The following is a 13,357-nucleotide window of genomic DNA, read 5'->3' as shown; positions in this document are numbered from 1 at the left end:
CCCCGGAAGCGCGAGCCTCCGGGGCGACGACGCGTCCGGATCAGTCAACGACCGACAGATGGATCCGGCGGCCGGCCGCCGCGAACTCTCCGGATCCATTCGTTCCGTCCGCTGCTACATGCGCCGAAGTATCTGCGCGCCCGCCCTTTCGACCGTTGTGCGGCTGTAGACGTGAACCAACGCGAGATGGAAGAGCGCCGGTGCGAGTGGGGCCCACAAATGAATCCGATCGGAACGCAGCATGTACTTGATCACTGCCGCAGGGCGGAAAGGCACGTAGTCGATGGTCTGGTGTTCCCATCTGTCCGCGACTCCTCTGCTCATACGCGCCTGCAGGCCTTCGCCGGTCAAGCCCTTCAGCCTGGCGTAGAAGTGGGCACTCCAGTGGCGCTTGTCGATGTCCAGCACAAAGGCAAGCAGTTCAAGCGAGTACTCGTTCGGCTCGATGGAGAGTTCCTCCCGCATGCCTCGCCGGGCCACGGCATACAGGTCGGGGGCGCTCCGGCCGGATGAGTCGATGTGCCGTGACATCCCCTCGTTCACGGAGGAGTTCCAGACTCCCGGCGCCATCCGGACCCGGTCGCTGCGACGGCTGACGACCAGCATGTCGTCCGCGGTCACCACCGCGACGTTGATGGCGAAACTGCACTGCAGAAACGCGGGTGCCCGCAGCGGATCGTCCGCGGCAAGGTAGCGGGACCGAGGAGTCGTACCGTCGGCCAGTCGGCGGTCGAGCTGCTGAGCCGCAAGAAACGTGTAGTAGTCCGTCGGGCGCAGCCGCAGATGGACTTCGGGCTGTTCATCGAGGGCGGTGCGGGAGACATCGAACGACTCGACTGCGTAGCGAGGACCGTTCCACAACGGCGTTCGGCCCTCATTACGCAACTGTTCGCTCTCGACCTCGATCTCGGCGCGCCATCCGACCATGTCCGCGGGCAGCTCGATCTCCTCGTCGAGCACCTGGATGTAGACGGCCTCGGCGGGTATGGACGACTCGCCGTCCCCCTCCACGACCAGCGCGGAAGTATGGAGGGGGCCCAGGGAGAAGGTCCTCCACGCGGGACTGGACTCCTCCCGCTGTCTCAGGCTGCGTACCGCTCGCGTGGAGCGAGTCCGCAGTTTGTACCAGCCGTTCTGTAACGGTTGTTGGAACAGCACCGCGAACAACATCCCCAGCACCGCGCCGACGACTCCATTTGCCACATCAATCCCGCCCATGTCAGGCAGGGTAGGGACGTAGATCACCCCTCGCGCGGTCTTGTCCCTTCCGTTACGGCAGGGAGCAGGTCGTCCTCCCCCGGCCCGAGATGGCCCCGGACGCAGCGACCGGGGCCCAGGCCAAAGGAACGGCCCGTACGTCGGGTTCAGTCAGCCATCGGTAGATAGACCCGGTTCCCGCTCGCCGCGAACTCCTTCGACTTCTGCAGCATCCCCTCAGCGATCTCCTCGGGCGACGCTCCCTCAGCAGCCGCCCCGCCGAACTGCTCCGAGATGCTTTGACTGATCTTCATCGAACAGAACTTCGGACCGCACATGGAACAGAAGTGCGCCGTCTTCGCCGGCTCGGCCGGCAGCGTCTCGTCGTGGAACTCCCGTGCGGTGTCCGGGTCGAGGGCCAGGTTGAACTGGTCCTCCCAGCGGAACTCGAACCGGGCGTCGGAGAGCGCGTCGTCCCAGTCCTGCGCCTCGGGGTGTCCCTTGGCGAGGTCCGCCGCGTGCGCCGCGATCTTGTAGGTGATGACGCCGGTCTTCACATCGTCCCGATTGGGCAGCCCCAGGTGCTCCTTCGGCGTGACGTAGCAGAGCATCGCCGTGCCCCACCACGCGATCATCGCCGCGCCGATGCCGGAGGTGATGTGGTCGTACGCCGGCGCGACATCGGTGGTCAGCGGGCCGAGCGTGTAGAACGGCGCCTCCTCGCAGATCTCCTGCTGGAGGTCGATGTTCTCCTTGATCTTGTGCATCGGGACGTGGCCCGGACCCTCGATCATGGTCTGCACGCCGAACCGCTTGGCGACCGAGTTCAGCTCGCCGAGCGTGCGCAGTTCGGCGAACTGCGCCTCGTCATTGGCGTCGGCGATCGAGCCGGGACGCAGCCCGTCGCCCAGTGAGTACGTCACGTCGTAGGTCGCGAGGATCTCGCAGAGCTCCTCGAAGTGCTCGTACAGGAACGACTCCTTGTGGTGCGCGAGGCACCAGGCCGCCATGATCGAGCCGCCGCGCGAGACGATTCCGGTCTTGCGGCGGGCGGTCAGCGGTACGTACGGCAGGCGCACGCCGGCGTGGACGGTCATGTAGTCGACGCCCTGCTCGGCCTGCTCGATGACCGTGTCCTTGTAGATCTCCCAGGTCAGCTCCTCCGCCCGGCCGTCGACCTTCTCCAGTGCCTGGTAGAGCGGGACGGTGCCGATCGGCACCGGGGAATTGCGCAGAACCCACTCACGGGTGGTGTGAATGTTGCGGCCGGTGGACAGATCCATGACGGTGTCGGCGCCCCAACGCGTCGCCCACGTCATTTTTTCCACCTCCTCCTCGATGGAGGACGTCACCGCGGAGTTGCCGATGTTGGCATTGACCTTCACCAGGAACCGCTTGCCGATGATCATCGGCTCGATCTCCGGGTGGTTGACGTTGGCGGGCAGCACGGCCCGGCCGGCCGCGATCTCCTCGCGCACCACCTCGGGCTCGACGTTCTCCCGGATGGCCACGTACTCCATCTCCGGGGTGATCTCGCCCCGGCGGGCGTACGCGAGCTGGGTCACCGGCTGTCCGTCCCGGCTGCGGCGCGGCAGCCGCGGCCGGCCGGGGAAGACCGCGTCGAGGTTGCGCAGCCCGCCACGCGGCGAGGTGTGCTTGAGCCCGTCGTCCTCGGGGCGGGCGGGGCGGCCCGGGTACTCCTCGGTGTCGCCGCGGGCGATGATCCAGTTCTCCCGCAGCGGTGCGAGCCCGCGACGGACATCGGTCTCGACGGTGGGATCGGTGTACGGACCCGACGTGTCGTACAGCGTCACGTCCTTGCCGTTGGTGAGGTGCACCTGACGGACCGGCACCTGGAGGTCCGGGCGCGAGCCCCGGACGTACCCCTTGTGCCAGCCGATGGACTTCCCGGCCTCGTCGCTCTGGTTCGAGGCAGGCGTGCGTGCGTCCGATGTGGTCATGAGACCTACTCCCTACGCCGGCATTACCCGGTAACAGGTTCGGCGGTCGGCGCAGCCTGTCCCGTACGGACGTACGGAGATCAGCGCCCTCTCAGCCCGGTGCTCCGAGCTCCCGCGTGTGCAAAGGTTCCTCCACGCTAGCGCCCCGTCCCGCCTGCTGAACAGTGGGCCCGTCCCTTCTTGCGATGATCGGCCGGTGACAGCCCCCCGAATCGACCACGAACCACAGATCCATCAGCACGGCCATTCGCACAGCCATGGCCCTGCCGCACCCGTCTCCAAGCCTCTGCGCAAGGTCATCGCGGCCGTACTGATCCCGTTCGCCACCGCCGTCGTCGTCGGTCTGGTGGCCCTCTGGCCGGGTGGTGCGCCGCCGCACGACCGGACCGGCGTCGGATTCGACCGGCAGACCCAGCAGGGAAAGGTGGTGAACATCGACAAGGTGGACTGCAAGGAGGTGAACGCGGCCCGGACGCCCATCGACGCAGGCGCCACGTCTCCGTCGGAAAGCGGGCAAGGGCTGTGCAAGAAGGCCAGGATCGAGGTGACGACCGGTCATGACAAGGGCCGGACGTTCATCGAGATCATCCAGCCCGACACACCGCGTCAGCTGCGCGACGGTCAGGGCGTGGTCGTGGCGTACGCCCCCGACGCGCCCCGTGATCTGCAGTACTCGGTGACGGATGTGAACCGGAAGTTCCCGATGACCCTGCTGGCCGGGATCTTCGCCCTGGTCGTGGTCGCGGTGGGCCGCATGCGCGGGGTGATGGCGCTGGTCGCGCTCGCGGTCTCGTTCGCCGTGCTGACCCTGTTCATCCTCCCGGCCATACTCCAGGGCTCGAATCCGCTGCTCGTCGCGGTGGTCGGGGCCGGCGCGATCATGCTGATCGCGCTCTACATGTGCCACGGCCTGACCGCCCGTACCTCGGTCGCGGTGATCGGCACACTGATCTCGCTGCTGCTGATCGGGCTGCTCGGGTCGCTCTTCATCGGCTGGGCGAGCCTGACCGGCAACACCGACGACAACACCGGCCTCATCCATGGCCTGTACCCGCACATCGACATGAGCGGTCTGCTTCTGGCCGGTGTCATCATCGGTTCGCTCGGGGTCCTCGACGATGTGACCGTGACCCAGACGTCGGCGGTCTGGGAACTCCACCAGGCGAACCCGACGTTGGGTGTGCGGGGACTCTACCGGGCGGGGATCAGGATCGGGCGCGACCACATCGCCTCGGTCGTCAATACGCTGGTGCTCGCCTACGCGGGCGCGGCGCTGCCGTTGCTGCTGCTGTTCTCCGTCGCGCAGAGCAGCGTGGGGACGGTCGCCAACAGCGAGCTGGTGGCGGAGGAGATCGTACGAACGCTGGTCGGATCGATCGGACTGGTCGCCTCGGTGCCGGTCACGACGGTGCTCGCCGCGCTGGTCGTCTCCGCGGACCGCACAGGGGTCGGCGCGGAAGCCGGAGCTTCGGCACCCGTACGGACCGGGAGGGGCCGTCGTCGGAGGACGAAGACCTGAGCGTCTCCACAGGTGAGCAATTCACCCATTCGGCAGGTGCCGTGTTCGACCGGCGAGCCGGTCGGCGGCGCCGTTGTGATCAGCCGGCGTTCTGTTCCTCGGCGAGAATCCGGCCCAGAGCGTCTTCGAGATTGCCCTCGAAGTCACCCAGCGTGCACTCCTGCCCGAGTGGCACGAGCTTGTCGGTCCGGTCGAGAAACGCCACAAGCGGCGCCGTACCGGCCCTGAAGAGAGCCCGGTCCTCGCCGACCTGGAGCCGGATATGTACGTCGGACAACCCCTCGGGCTCAGTGGGGCCGATGTGCACATCGCCGTCGCCACTGGGGCTGTTGAGGCCGTCGAGCAGCAGCTCACGACCGAATGCCCAGGTGACGGGGGCGTCACCGGGCAGATGGAAGGTCATCCGGATCGCATACGGATCACAGACTTCGTACCGGAGCTCCACCGGGATCCGGAAAGAGAGCTCCTCGGAGACGAGGAAGCTCATCATGACCTCAGCTTGAACCGACTCGCGCATCGTTCAACCCCGCAGTAGATGAATCTGGCCAGGAATGATCCCCCGTGGCCCTATTGACGCCATCGTGGTGCACGCGATAGCAGATCACAAGGAGTGATTTTTCAGATACTGATAGAGAACACGAACGAACGCAAGAGGTTGGCCACTTCGCCACGTAGTTGTTCGACTGCGGGGAGCAACCGGCTCTCCTGCTCCAGGGGTACCGAAATCGCCATCGCGGCAGCGGTGAACCCGGCCGTGATCGGGATGGCCGCACAGACCGTTCCGAGGGCGTACTCCTGGCGCTCGACGACGGGTTCCGTCCGCTCCAGCGACCGCAGCCGCTCAAGGAGCGTCGCCCGGTCCTTCACCGAATAGCGGGTCAGCGGACGCACAGGGTGACGGTCGAGGTGGTCCTCGCGGGCCTTCTCGTCGAGTTGGCTCAGCAGGCACTGGCCGATCGCGTGGGCATGACCGGTCTCCCGGAAGGACGCCCACTCGTCGACGGCGGGGATGGCGGGGGTGTCCGCGACCGCGATGAGTTCGATCTCACCCTCGCGGTAGACGGCGCAGTACACAGGTGCGCCGATCATGTCGCGCCAGCGGCCCAGCGACTCTGCCATTCCGCCGCGACGGTTCCGCAACGCCCTTGCGCCGACCAGGCGTTCCGCCGCGGTCCCGATGAGGAAGACGCCGTTCTCCCGGCGCAGATATCCCTCGTGCGTCAGGGTGCGCAGCAGGTGGTAGGCCGTGGGAAGGGGAAGGCCCGCTTCCCTGGCCAGTTGTTTCGCGGGCGCCCCGTCGCGATGGGCCACCACTGCCTCCAGCAGCCTCAGCGCTCGCTGTACCGAACCGATCAGCGTCGGGGCAGCAGTGCTCGATGCCGTGGTCAACAGTCACCCCCAGGCATGGTGACGGGTGGTCAGCCCGCCTGTGGGGGCCGCCCCCACGGGCTGCCGCACGGCTGGGGTCCGGATTCCGAACGCCGTACAAACCACTGGTCAGCGTGGTGACGGACTGTTAATTCCCAGGTGGTGGCAGCGAACTGCCACCCTATCCGCCGGGTCCGCGAGGGGCGTCGTTTCGTCTTTCGCTTAGCTCAGCTGGGCTAATGCCCCGGCCGGCTTCCGATCGTCCTACCAGTCACCGCGCGACGAGGACGACGACATGAACTTGCGTACGACGAAGATGAGCCCGCCGACCAGGATCACGAAGATCAGGACCTTGAAGAGCAGCCCGATCACGAACCCGATCACGCTGGCGATCAGGCCTCCGAACACGACGATCGCGATGACCGGCACCGCGATCCACTTCACCCACCAGGGCATCCCCGCGAACATCTCCCGCACGGCCATCGTCCTTACCTCGTCTCCATGAGTTCCTGCCTCGATGCTAGAGGCGCGGCGGGGGCCGGTGGGGGGCTCGCGGCCCTTGAAGTCCCCTGATCGACCCCTGAGGGATCCCTGAGACCGGACCCCTGCCCTCCGGCGGATCCGCTCAGCTCTCCGGGGGAGAGAAGACCACCATCACCCGCAGGTCCTCGGTGATGTGGTGGAACTTGTGGGCGACGCCGGCCGGTACGTACACCACACTCCCTCTGCCCACCTGTGTGGTCTCCATGCCGACCGTGATGGAGGCGCGGCCGCTGACGACGAGGTAGACCTCGTCCTGATTGTGCGGCTGCTGTGGGTCGAGCTCACCGGCATCCAGTGCGTACAGGCCGACGGACATGTGCCGTTCCTTCACGAACTGCAGATACGCGCCGTCGTTGGCGGCCCGTTCCGCCTCCAGCTCGTCCAGTCTGAATGCCTTCATGGCCTGTCCGCCCCTTGCCTCTGTGCTGCCGGTGTCCGCCACCGATCATGTCTGCCACGATCAGACACATGAAGAATTTCGTAGTCAAGACGATCGCCAACGCAGGTGCGCTGGCCGTGGCCATCTGGCTGATCCAGGACATCACGCTGACCGGTGGCAGCACCGGGCGCAAGGCACTCACACTGATCGTGGTGGCCCTGCTCTTCGGCCTCGTGAACTTCGTGGTCAAGCCGGTCGTGAAGCTGCTGACCCTGCCGCTCTTCATCCTCACGCTCGGGCTGATCACGCTCGTGGTCAACGCGCTCATGCTGCTGCTGACCTCCTGGCTGGCCGGTCTGTTCGACCTGAGTTTCCATGTCGAGGGCTTCTGGACCGCCGTGCTCGGCGGCCTGATCATCTCCATCGTGTCGTGGGCACTGAACGTGATCCTGCCCGACGAGGACTGATCCGACGCCTTTTGAGACAGTGCAGTTCAGGCCGGTGGCACACCGGAGAGAGAAGTACCGGGGAGAGAAGCGAGGAAGCGGTATGAGCACCATGGGTGACGGAACCCGGGCGGTACGGGCCGGGCTGCCCGAACCGGAGCAGTTCGAGCCCACCCTGCCCGGGCCGGTCTTCGCCGCACACTTCCATCTCTCCGGTGAGCCGACCGGTCCCTACACCTACGGCCGGGACACCAACCCGACCTGGACCCATCTGGAACAGGCCATCGGTGAGCTGGAGGCACCGGGGGAGCCTGTCGACACCACGGTCTTCGCCTCCGGAATGGCGGCGATCTCGGCCGTGCTGCTGTCCCAGGTACGCACCGGCGACGTGGTCGTGCTGCCCGACGACGGCTATCAGGCCCTGCCACTGGTGCGCGAACAGTTGGAGACGTACGGCGTCGAGGTGCGGACCGCGCCGACCGGCGACGATGCCCAGCTGGCCGTGCTCGAAGGCGCCAAGCTGCTGTGGATCGAGACCCCGTCCAACCCGGGGCTCGACGTCTGCGATGTGCGCCGGCTCGTCGAGGCGGCGCATTCGGCCGGCACGCTGGTGGCCGTCGACAACACCCTCGCCACACCGCTCGGCCAGCGTCCGCTGGAGCTGGGGGCCGACTTCTCGGTCGCCAGTGACACCAAGGGCCTGACCGGGCACGGGGACATCCTGCTCGGTCATGTGACCTGCCGTGATCCGGAGCTGGCGGCGGGGGTGCGGCGCTGGCGCAAGGTGGTCGGCGCCATTCCCGGTCCCATGGAGGCCTGGCTCGCGCACCGGTCGCTGGCCACGCTGGAGCTGCGGATCGACCGGCAGTGCGCCACCGCCCTGACGCTGGCGGAGGCGCTCGGCAAGCGGCCGGAGGTGACCGGGCTGCGCTACCCCGGGCTGCCCTCCGACCCTTCGTATCCCAAGGCCGTGCGGCAGATGCGGCGCTTCGGCTCCGTGGTGTCGTTCGTGCTGCCCGACCGCGAACGGGCCGAGCGCTTCCTGACCGAGCTGCGGCTGGTCGACGACGCGACGAGCTTCGGCGGTGTACGTTCCACCGCCGAGCGCCGGGCGCGCTGGGGCGGTGACGCGGTGCCCGAGGGCTTCATCCGCTTCTCGGTCGGCGCGGAAAGCCCCGACGACCTGGTCGCGGATGTGGAACGGGCACTCGACGCGGCATTGGGCGAGCGCTGACCGACGGTGGTACGGGTGGTCCGAGCCTCCCCCCTCGCGGCTCGGACCACCCCGGTTCCCCTGCGAAGAACCGCCCGAACAAGGCTAGTTGACTCTCCGTCAGTGTCCAATCACAGTAGCGACAGCGACCTATCGACATATTTATAGGTGTACGGGCCCGAAGCGTCACGAGGCTGGGAGGGACAGGGCATGGACCTGACCCTGCTGCGCACATTCGTCATGGTGCACCGGGCCGGTTCCTTCACCAGGGCCGCTGCCCTGCTCGGCCTCTCCCAGCCCGCGGTCACCTCACAGATCCGGACCCTGGAGCGGCAGCTGGGCCGCCCGCTCTTCCTGCGCAGGGCCCGCGGTGTGACCCCGACGACCATCGGCGACGAACTCGCGCACCGGGCGGCGCCCCATCTGGACGCGCTGATCGAGATCGCCGAGGCGGAGCTCGACGAGGAGTCGGGCGTACGGACGCTGCATCTGGCCGGACCGCCCGAGTTCACATCGATGCGCGCCCTGCCCGCGCTCACCCCGCTCGTCGCGCAGGGCCTGGCCCTGCGCAGTTCCTTCTTCACCGGCGCCGAGGAAGCGCTGGAGGGGCTGGCCGCCGGACACCATGACCTGGCCGTCGCGACGGCCCGTCCGCGCGGTGGTCTGCTCGCCGCGACCGCGCTCTGCGACGAGGAGCACGTACTGGTTGCCGCGCCACGCTGGGCCGGGCGCCTCGGTCCGGGGGCGCTGCGGCGCAAGGGGCCCGTGGTGCTGGAGCAGCTGCCGGTCGTGGAGGTCCATGAGAGCCTGCCGCTCGTCTCCCGCTACTGGGCCGCCGTCTTCGAGAGCCGGCCCGCACTCGCGGGAACGGTCGTCGTGCCCGATCTCCGGGCGGTCCTGGAGTGCACCGCGGCGGGCGCCGGACTCGCCGTGCTGCCGCGCTATCTGTGCGAGAAGGCGCTGGAGCGGGGCGAGGTGGTGGCCCTCCTCGATCCTCCGGTTCCGCCGCTGCGCACCTACTTCCTGGCGGTGCGGACCGGCACACTCGCGCTGCCCCACATCGCGCGGGCGCACGAGTGGCTGCTGCGTGCTGCCGCCGGCTGGTGAGCGCAGGGCCGCCCAGCACCGGTCCGGTGTTTCAGAACCGGTTCTGCGGGCCACTCTCTTGCCATGACCGAACGTCCCGTGGTCAAGCGCACCGCACGCGCCATCCTGCTCGACGGCAACGACCTGATCCTCATCAAGCGCACCAAGCCCGGAGTGGATCCCTACTGGCTCACGCCCGGCGGCGGGGTCGAACCCGAGGACGCAACCGTCGTCGAGGCCCTGCACCGCGAACTGGACGAGGAACTCGGCGCCAAGATCACCGATGTGGTGCCCTGCTTCGTGGACACCGTGGAGCACATCGAGGGCGGCGGGGTGAAGGGCGTGAAGGTCCAGCACTTCTTCGTCTGCCGACTGGATTCGATGGACCTGTCCCGGCGGCACGGCCCGGAGATCGACGATCCCTGCGGGGAGTACGACGTCGTGCGGGTGCCGTTCAGCCGGATGGGAATCGCCGCCGTCCACCTCGTACCGCTGTCGCTGCGGCACTATCTGGACGGCAACATCGAGGGCGTACGCGCGATGCACGCACCCGATCTGGGCTGAACGCAGCCGGTGGTCCGGGGCCCGTGGTCCCGAGCTGGTGGTCTGTGGCCGGTGGTGGCCCGGGACCGGTGGTGGTCCGGGGCTGCGGTGGCGGCCGCGGTTCCGGGGTGATCGCCTCTGCCGTGGTGGTGACCGCCTGCGCCGTGACCGCCTGCGCCGTGGTCAGGCGGGGCCGGTCGCGGCCAGTCCGTCGAAGAAGTCGTGCCGGATGCGCTCGGCCGGCATTCCGATGCCCCGGAGCACGTCCACCCCGCTGCGGATCATGCCGGGCGGGCCCGAGAGATAGGCCTCGTACTCGGGCCACGGGCCGCACTCCCGCACCGCCTCGGGCAGCAGCCCCCGCATCAGGCCCCCTCCCGTTCCCCGGCCCGTGGAGACCACCGGCCGGACCGCGAGCCAGGGATAGGTGTTCTGGAGCCGCATCATCGTGTCGATGTCGTACAGGTCGTGATCGCTGCGTGCCCCGTAGAAAACCTCCACCGGACGCCGGTCGCCGTGCTCCGCGACGTCCTCGACGAGCGCCTTGATCGGTGCGATGCCCGTGCCTCCGCCCAGGCAGAGCAGACCATTGTGGGTGGAGTGGTCGACCGTCATCGAGCCCGTGGGAGGGCCGAGGCGCAGGATGTCCCCGGGCCGGGCCCGGTGCACCAGGGCGTTGGAGACCCAGCCGGCCGGAACCGCCTTGATGTGGAAGGTGAGCAGACCGTCGGGGCGGGGTGCCGAGGCGAAGGAGTAGTGCCGCCAGTTCCGGGGCCACCACGGGGTCTCGACGGCCGTGTACTGGCCGGCGAGAAAGGGGTAGGCCTGGTCGGGGCGGAGCGTGAGCACCGCTATGTCCCGGGTCCTGAGATCGTGGGACACGATCTCCGCGTGCCACCAGGCAGGAGACCACCGTTCGTCCTCGGCGGCTGCGTCGATCATGATCTGCGATATCGCGGTGTAGGCGCGCACCCACGCAGCTTCTGTCTCCCCGTCCCAGGTGGTGGTCGCGTAACGGCTCAGCGCGCCCATGAGCGCCTCCCCCACCGCGGGATAGTGCACGGGCCGCGTGCCGTACTTGCGATGGCCCCGCCCCAGTCCGCCGAGATACTCGGCAAGTGCCTGCGGATCGTCCAGCCGATCGGCCGCGGTGAGGATGGCCCGGAGGAGCCGGTCGCGCTGGACGTCCATCGCGACCGGGAACAGCTCCCTCAGCTCCGGGTGGCGCACGAAGAGCAGCGCGTAGAAGTATGAGGTCGCCTGGTCCGCGACGGGCGAGATCTCGGTCAGGGTGCGATGGATCAGGATCGCGTCGGCGGATCTGCCCGTTCCGTCTTCGGTCCACCCGGTGGCCGGAGCATCCATACTTGTGCCTCGCCTCGTACGTCTCGTGGTCGCCTTACGCACCAGCACGGCCCGTGGTCCCCTTTGCCCGCGAACGCGGTCTGGCCCCGCTGACGGCCTTCGTACGGCCACCGTCCCCGATTCCCCGGCCCAGCATGCCTTGCGACGGACACGGGCAGGTCGTGAACCGATGACTGGCGCCCATGAGCGCATCAGCACCGGGCAGAACAGAGACTCGCCCGGCAGGGAAGCCCGCAGATGAACGTTTGCCGTACGCCGAGGCTAGTACGAGCGATTACTCCCGCTGTCAGACGCCCGATCGTCTCGCTCCCGGCACCGTGTTTCACGTGAAACCACTCAAACGCTCCGCCCGCCGAAGCCTCCTGGTGGCCCATGTCGCGGTATCCGTGAGCTGGCTGGGACTGACTGTCGGACTGCTCACGCTCGGAATCGCGGCCTTCTCCACCGGGGATCCCGCCACCGCGCAGGCCGCCACCCGCGCCATGAAGATCTTCGGGGACTGGCTGATCGTGCCGATCTCCCTGTTCTCGCTGATCAGCGGCCTCGTCCTGGCACTGCGCACCCCGTGGGGACTGGCCAGGCACCGGTGGGTCCTGACGAAGTTCTGGCTCACCCTGATCACCGTGGCGCTGTCCATCTTCTCCCTGCGGCCCGGCATCGACGAGGCCGTGGCACGGGGGGCCGTCGACATCGATCTGGTGGTCGCACCGTCGGTGGCGACGGCGACGTACCTCTTCGTCACCGCGATATCGGTACTGAAACCCTGGGGGCCGACCCGGCGCGGCCGTCGGCTGCGCCGTTCGTCCGGAGTCGGTAAAGGGGTGGACGAGCGAACATGGGGTCGTACAGCCTGACCTTCATGCCCAGCTCACTGCCCCTTCCGATCACCGAACTGCCTGTCCGGCGCCTCACCCCGGGCGACCTGGTCGCCTGCGCCGATCTCAGCGAAGACCGTGGCTGGCCACGAGATGAGCACAGATGGGGCCTGCTCCTCGCGGCCGGAGCCGGCTACGGCGTGGACGACCCCGAGGGCAAGGGCCTGATGGCCAGCTGCGTGGTGACCTCCTACGGCCCCCGGCTGGCCGCCATCGGCATGGTGCTCGTCGCGGAGCGCTACGCACGGCAGGGAGTCGCACGGCAGCTGATGCTCCGTGTGCTCGCCGAGGCCGGGGACACTCCGCTCAGTCTCTACGCGACAACCGCGGGGCAGCCGCTCTACGAACAGCTCGGTTTCTCGGTCGTGGGCCACGCCCAACGGGTCACCGGCTTCTTCCGGCCGGCCGGCGGCAGGCCCCCGGCCGCGACCGTCCGCCCGGCCACGGCGGAGGACCTGCAGGCCATGGTCCGGCTGGACGCGGATGTCTTCGGCGCCGACCGGACCCATGTCCTCGCCCGGCTGCCCGCGTTCGCCGACCACATCCGCGTGGCGCACGACGCAGGACGTCTCATCGGCTACGCGGCCGCCTGGCCGAGCGACCGGACGTATGCGGTCGGCCCTCTGGTCGCGCGCGACACCGCCACGGCCCGGGCCCTCGTCTCCTCGCTCGCGGAGGCGACGGATCGGCCGCTGCGCGCGGACATCGACGCACGCCATACCGAACTGCTCGACTGGTTCGAGGAGTGCGGCCTGCAATCCGGCTCCACGACCGCGGTGATGTCACGTGGAGCCTCGGACCTGCCCGGCGACTGGACCCGTCGCTACGCCTCGCTGACCGTGGCGATGGGCTGACCGCCGAC

14 protein-coding genes are annotated in these 13,357 nt (G+C 68.3%); 7 read left to right on the top strand and 7 right to left on the bottom strand.

Annotated elements, in window-relative coordinates; genetic code table 11:
- Nucleotides 1–114: 114 nt before the first annotated feature.
- Both AADR41_RS05880 and thiC read right to left on the bottom strand, forming a co-directional pair.
- Nucleotides 115–1,218 (bottom strand): hypothetical protein, encoded by a 1,104-nt coding sequence (locus AADR41_RS05880; protein ID WP_342280282.1) that lies wholly within the window; start codon nt 1,216–1,218, stop codon nt 115–117.
- A 146-nt stretch (nt 1,219–1,364) separates the two neighbouring features.
- The gene (gene thiC, locus AADR41_RS05875) at nt 1,365–3,158 is read right to left on the bottom strand and encodes a phosphomethylpyrimidine synthase ThiC (protein WP_342280281.1); all 1,794 of its coding nucleotides are present in this window, start codon (nt 3,156–3,158) and stop codon (nt 1,365–1,367) included.
- A gap of 196 nt (nt 3,159–3,354) precedes the next feature.
- Here thiC and AADR41_RS05870 point away from each other — a divergent pair, with 196 nt between their 5' ends.
- Nucleotides 3,355–4,677 (top strand): YibE/F family protein, encoded by a 1,323-nt coding sequence (locus tag AADR41_RS05870; protein WP_342280280.1) that lies wholly within the window; start codon nt 3,355–3,357, stop codon nt 4,675–4,677.
- 79 nt (nt 4,678–4,756) lie between these two features.
- Here the strand turns inward: AADR41_RS05870 and AADR41_RS05865 are convergent, their stop codons facing one another.
- The 4 genes from AADR41_RS05865 to AADR41_RS05850 all read right to left on the bottom strand — a co-directional run bounded on the left by AADR41_RS05865 (nt 4,757) and on the right by AADR41_RS05850 (nt 6,988).
- Nucleotides 4,757–5,194, bottom strand: a complete 438-nt coding sequence (locus tag AADR41_RS05865) for an SsgA family sporulation/cell division regulator (protein WP_072488197.1) — start codon at nt 5,192–5,194, stop codon at nt 4,757–4,759.
- Between the two features lie 101 nt (nt 5,195–5,295).
- Nucleotides 5,296–6,066 (bottom strand): IclR family transcriptional regulator, encoded by a 771-nt coding sequence (locus AADR41_RS05860; protein WP_342280279.1) that lies wholly within the window; start codon nt 6,064–6,066, stop codon nt 5,296–5,298.
- Between the two features lie 243 nt (nt 6,067–6,309).
- Nucleotides 6,310–6,522 carry a DUF5326 family protein gene (locus AADR41_RS05855; protein WP_342280287.1) on the bottom strand — a complete coding sequence of 71 codons (213 nt, stop codon included), beginning with the start codon at nt 6,520–6,522 and terminating at the stop codon, nt 6,310–6,312.
- 148 nt (nt 6,523–6,670) lie between these two features.
- The gene (locus tag AADR41_RS05850) at nt 6,671–6,988 is read right to left on the bottom strand and encodes a cupin domain-containing protein (protein WP_266914450.1); all 318 of its coding nucleotides are present in this window, start codon (nt 6,986–6,988) and stop codon (nt 6,671–6,673) included.
- A gap of 68 nt (nt 6,989–7,056) precedes the next feature.
- Here AADR41_RS05850 and AADR41_RS05845 point away from each other — a divergent pair, with 68 nt between their 5' ends.
- The 4 genes from AADR41_RS05845 to AADR41_RS05830 all read left to right on the top strand — a co-directional run bounded on the left by AADR41_RS05845 (nt 7,057) and on the right by AADR41_RS05830 (nt 10,276).
- Complete coding sequence (locus AADR41_RS05845) at nt 7,057–7,434, top strand: phage holin family protein (protein WP_124719910.1); 378 nt, start codon at nt 7,057–7,059, stop codon at nt 7,432–7,434.
- Between the two features lie 82 nt (nt 7,435–7,516).
- Nucleotides 7,517–8,647, top strand: a complete 1,131-nt coding sequence (locus AADR41_RS05840) for a cystathionine gamma-lyase (RefSeq protein ID WP_342280278.1) — start codon at nt 7,517–7,519, stop codon at nt 8,645–8,647.
- Nucleotides 8,648–8,836: 189 nt separating this feature from the next.
- Nucleotides 8,837–9,733, top strand: coding sequence for a LysR family transcriptional regulator (locus AADR41_RS05835; protein ID WP_342280277.1), 897 nt, complete (start codon nt 8,837–8,839; stop codon nt 9,731–9,733).
- Nucleotides 9,734–9,796: 63 nt separating this feature from the next.
- Nucleotides 9,797–10,276: an NUDIX hydrolase gene (locus AADR41_RS05830; protein WP_342280276.1), complete on the top strand. Its 480-nt coding sequence runs from the start codon at nt 9,797–9,799 to the stop codon at nt 10,274–10,276.
- 162 nt (nt 10,277–10,438) lie between these two features.
- Here the strand turns inward: AADR41_RS05830 and AADR41_RS05825 are convergent, their stop codons facing one another.
- A complete protein-coding gene (locus AADR41_RS05825; protein WP_446750983.1) occupies nt 10,439–11,812 on the bottom strand; it encodes a globin domain-containing protein in 1,374 nt (457 codons plus the stop codon).
- A gap of 134 nt (nt 11,813–11,946) precedes the next feature.
- Here AADR41_RS05825 and AADR41_RS05820 point away from each other — a divergent pair, with 134 nt between their 5' ends.
- Nucleotides 11,947–12,474, top strand: a complete 528-nt coding sequence (locus tag AADR41_RS05820) for a DUF2269 family protein (protein WP_342280274.1) — start codon at nt 11,947–11,949, stop codon at nt 12,472–12,474.
- Nucleotides 12,475–12,479: 5 nt separating this feature from the next.
- The gene (locus AADR41_RS05815; RefSeq protein ID WP_342280273.1) at nt 12,480–13,349 is read left to right on the top strand and encodes a GNAT family N-acetyltransferase; all 870 of its coding nucleotides are present in this window, start codon (nt 12,480–12,482) and stop codon (nt 13,347–13,349) included.
- The last annotated feature ends 8 nt before the right edge of the window (nt 13,350–13,357 follow it).

The organism is Streptomyces sp. CLV115, from assembly GCF_038448545.1.
Lineage (GTDB): Bacteria > Actinomycetota > Actinomycetes > Streptomycetales > Streptomycetaceae > Streptomyces > Streptomyces sanglieri.
This window is presented reverse-complemented; position numbering and strand designations above follow the sequence as displayed.

What these genes read in the sequence shown, in the direction of transcription:
- AADR41_RS05815 (WP_342280273.1), top strand. Translation starts at nt 12,480, where the DNA reads ATGCCCAGCTCACTGCCCCTTCCGATCACCGAACTGCCTGTCCGGCGC.
- AADR41_RS05830 (WP_342280276.1), top strand. Translation starts at nt 9,797, where the DNA reads ATGACCGAACGTCCCGTGGTCAAGCGCACCGCACGCGCCATCCTGCTC.
- AADR41_RS05880 (WP_342280282.1), bottom strand. Translation starts at nt 1,218, where the DNA reads ATGGGCGGGATTGATGTGGCAAATGGAGTCGTCGGCGCGGTGCTGGGG.
- thiC (WP_342280281.1), bottom strand. Translation starts at nt 3,158, where the DNA reads ATGACCACATCGGACGCACGCACGCCTGCCTCGAACCAGAGCGACGAG.
- AADR41_RS05845 (WP_124719910.1), top strand. Translation starts at nt 7,057, where the DNA reads ATGAAGAATTTCGTAGTCAAGACGATCGCCAACGCAGGTGCGCTGGCC.
- AADR41_RS05865 (WP_072488197.1), bottom strand. Translation starts at nt 5,194, where the DNA reads ATGCGCGAGTCGGTTCAAGCTGAGGTCATGATGAGCTTCCTCGTCTCC.
- AADR41_RS05825 (WP_446750983.1), bottom strand. Translation starts at nt 11,812, where the DNA reads ATGCGCTCATGGGCGCCAGTCATCGGTTCACGACCTGCCCGTGTCCGT.
- AADR41_RS05850 (WP_266914450.1), bottom strand. Translation starts at nt 6,988, where the DNA reads ATGAAGGCATTCAGACTGGACGAGCTGGAGGCGGAACGGGCCGCCAAC.
- AADR41_RS05835 (WP_342280277.1), top strand. Translation starts at nt 8,837, where the DNA reads ATGGACCTGACCCTGCTGCGCACATTCGTCATGGTGCACCGGGCCGGT.
- AADR41_RS05840 (WP_342280278.1), top strand. Translation starts at nt 7,517, where the DNA reads ATGAGCACCATGGGTGACGGAACCCGGGCGGTACGGGCCGGGCTGCCC.